Consider the following 2,942-nt stretch of genomic DNA (forward strand, 5'->3'; position numbering starts at 1 on the left):
CTCCACGCGCCGCGCGTGGGCACAGCGCTTTAGGTCTGAGAAGGCCCGATCTTTCTCCCCTCTGCGGGCATGTCCTACATTCGAGCCCTCGCTCGGCTGCCCCCTCCAAAGATCACGCCGATGACGAGCGTTGGTTTAGGGCGTACCAGCAGCTCCAGAGTAGGCTCTCGCTCATGAACTCGCGGCAGAAGCCACCAGAAATCAGCCTGGAATCGCTGGTCGAATCAGGGGCGGTCATCCTCGTCGACCACCCTGAGGGATTTCTTTACAGCAACCAGACGCATGATGTGGCTTGCCGCCACAGTGAAGCAATGGGTTACCTCCTACCTCTCCCATGCGCGCCCGACCTCTTCATGGAGGCCTGCTGGAATTCATGGTCAGAACCACCTCCTCCTGACCTGATTGCGCGGTTGGAAGCCGGCATCGAAGCCCTGCGGCAGGACGTATTCTTCGACTTTCGGATTGAGCCACACCCTGACAATGGTGAAGCGTGGCTTCGGTGTTCGTTCTTGAGTGGACCACTCTTGGGCGAAGACATCACCGACACCAAATCTCGGGCATTTCGGCTCGAGGGGTGGCTGACTTGGTCCAATTGCGACTGAGCGCCTGTTGAAATGGAGCGAAGGGGCCGGTTCGTTGAACGAACATGATGCCCGATCTCGCAATGCCCGTAACCGACCGACGGGTGACGTCCGACGGATGCCCCCTTCCGCTCGCGCCATATGGTAGCCACGCGTAGAGGTCCTCGTCACCAAGGCTGGCGTGGCTTCAGGAGGAGTCAGGCGCGGAGGAGGAGGACGGTTGCCAGCGGTGCGGCAGCAACTCGTCCAGACATGACGCGGGGTGGCTGCCAAGTCGCATCAGCACGTCGGCGAGGTACGCCTCGGGGTTGACGCCGTTCGCCGCGCACGTGGCGACCAGGGAGCTGAGTCCCGCGAGATTGCGACCTGCCTCGTCATTGCCGACGAAGAGGTAGTTCTTCCTGCCCAGGGCCATGGCGCGCAGTGCCCGTTCCGCGGCGTTGTTGTCGAGGGGCAGCGAGGGGTCCTCCAGGAATCTCGTCAGTGCACTCCATTGGCCCTTCGTGTAGCGAAGAGCCATGCCCAGGGGACTCTTAGGCGGGTGGAGCGGGAGCTGTTCATCCACCCACGTGGCCAGTTGCGCGAGGACACGTGCGCTGGTGGTACGACGAGCGTCGAGGTGGTCCTGCGTGCCCAGCGTCCCTGCGTCTCGGGCCGAATGCTCGACCTGGTACAGCGCGAGGATGAAGTCGAGCGCCGTCCTGGACTCAGGGGCGGTGAGGAGGACGTCGAAGAATTTGCGGCGCACGTGAGCCCAGCAGCCCACGCGTATCCGCCCCTCCGGCAGCGTCACGCGGTTGTAGCCCGTATAGCCGTCCACCAGCAGGTAGCCCCGGGTTCCTCCAAGGACGTCCATGGGCGTCACGCCGGAGCGACTGGCGCTGTGGACGTACGCGATGAGTTCGTCGGTACGGAATGTCCAGACGTACGCCCGGCGCGCATTGCCCTCGTCCAGCACGCGTTGAGGCGTTTCGTCGGCGTGCACCAGCAGGGCTTCACGGACGAGCGCCAGCAGTCGCGAGGCGAGCGGCGCCGTGGCCCGGCCCACCTCGTGGAAGACATCGCACAGCGTGGTGCGCGCGATGGGCATGCCCGCGCGGGCGAGGGCCTTGGCCTGGCGATACAGCGGAATCGAGTCGCAGCACTGCGCCGTCACCACGTGCGCCAGGAAGCCCGGGCCGTACTGCCCCTGCTCAATGGCCTTCGGCGCGGGCGCGGTGACGATGCCCGCACCGCACGGGCAGGCGAGTGTCTCCTGCAGGTGGACCTGCCGCTCCACGTGCGCGGGCACATACTCGATGAGTTCGGTGCGCTTGCCGAGGCCCAGCGGCTTCAACGCCGTGCCGCCGCAGGACGGACACCGCCGGGCCTCGTCGGGGACGCGGTGGTGAATCACCCGTTCGGGCAACGTCGCGCGCGCCTCGCGTTTGAGGCGCCTCTCCTTCAGCGTCGCTTCACGCGACCTGGGCGGGGCGCCCGCGGCCTTGCGCAGCTCGTCTTCGACACGGGGGAGCTTCTCGCTCTTCTTTCCGAAGACGGTGCGCTGGAGGAGCGCGAGCTGGGATTCGATGCTGCCCACGCGCTCCTTGAGGGTGAGGTTCTCCCGCTCGAGCCCTTCGGCTCGCTCACGCCACTCGCACTGGTGCGTCTGGGAGAGCGCTGCCATCTCTCTGGGAAAACCAGCCCACCCGTGACGGGCATTGCCTCGGCACCGGAGGGAGGTGCCCACTTGCCTGGTCTCCGGACGTGCGTGACGTCGATTCCGTCGAGCAGCATGGACAGCTGGGTGGCATCCAACTGCACTCCCAAGGCGTCCTCGGCGAAAGCAGGCAGGGGGAAGCGGCCCTGCTCCAAGCGCTTGTAGGTGAGGACGAAGCCGCCCGCGTCCCAGGAGAGAATCTTCACCTTGTCCCCGCGCCGCGAGACGAAGACGAAGAGGTGGCCGGCGTAGAGGCTCTCCTTCCACTCGGCGCGCACAATCGCCGCCAGCCCATCGATGCTGTTCCTCATGTCGGCGGGCTCTCTGGCCAGCAGGATTCGCACCGCCCGGGGCAACAGCAGCATCAGCCGAGCACCGCCACCAGGTGCGCGAGGTACTCGGCCTGCATCCCCTCCGGGAAGCGCAAGAGCAGCCCGCGTGGCAGAGCCACTTCGAGCAGGAGCCCGTCTCGGACTCGCGGCGCGGGGGACGCGACCACCTCTACGGGAAGAAACGCGGCTCGCGGACGGCCTGCCCTCAGTGGTCACCCAAAACCGGCCAATGAAGGTCCCCTGAAAAGCGGCCAAAGGAGAGGGCCGAGACGTTGACGCCCGGGTAGGACGTGGAGTCCGCCCGGAGAATGGGCAACGTCTTGAGCGACG

At 66.0% G+C, this 2,942-nt stretch carries 3 protein-coding genes and 1 pseudogene; 1 reads left to right on the forward strand and 3 read right to left on the reverse strand.

Annotated elements, in window-relative coordinates; all coding sequences use genetic code 11:
• The first annotated feature begins 173 nt into the window (after window positions 1-173).
• Window positions 174-602 carry a hypothetical protein gene (locus LXT21_RS44580; RefSeq protein WP_254044367.1) on the forward strand — a complete coding sequence of 143 codons (429 nt, stop codon included), beginning with the start codon at window positions 174-176 and terminating at the stop codon, window positions 600-602.
• Between the two features lie 166 nt (window positions 603-768).
• Here LXT21_RS44580 and tnpC read toward each other — a convergent pair whose 3' ends face one another.
• The 3 genes and pseudogenes from tnpC to LXT21_RS45105 form a co-directional block, all read right to left on the reverse strand.
• Window positions 769-2,247 (reverse strand): IS66 family transposase, encoded by a 1,479-nt coding sequence (gene tnpC, locus LXT21_RS44585; protein ID WP_254044368.1) that lies wholly within the window; start codon window positions 2,245-2,247, stop codon window positions 769-771.
• 86 nt (window positions 2,248-2,333) lie between these two features.
• Window positions 2,334-2,645, reverse strand: a pseudogene (tnpB, locus tag LXT21_RS45755) (IS66 family insertion sequence element accessory protein TnpB); the annotation flags it as partial.
• Entirely contained in the window at window positions 2,645-2,779 is a 135-nt protein-coding gene (locus LXT21_RS45105) for a hypothetical protein (protein ID WP_256572512.1), read from the reverse strand. The pseudogene tnpB and the gene LXT21_RS45105, both read right to left, overlap by 1 nt.
• Window positions 2,780-2,942: the final 163 nt, after the last annotated feature.

Source organism: Myxococcus guangdongensis (assembly GCF_024198255.1).
In the GTDB taxonomy this organism is placed as follows: Bacteria; Myxococcota; Myxococcia; order Myxococcales; family Myxococcaceae; genus Myxococcus; species Myxococcus guangdongensis.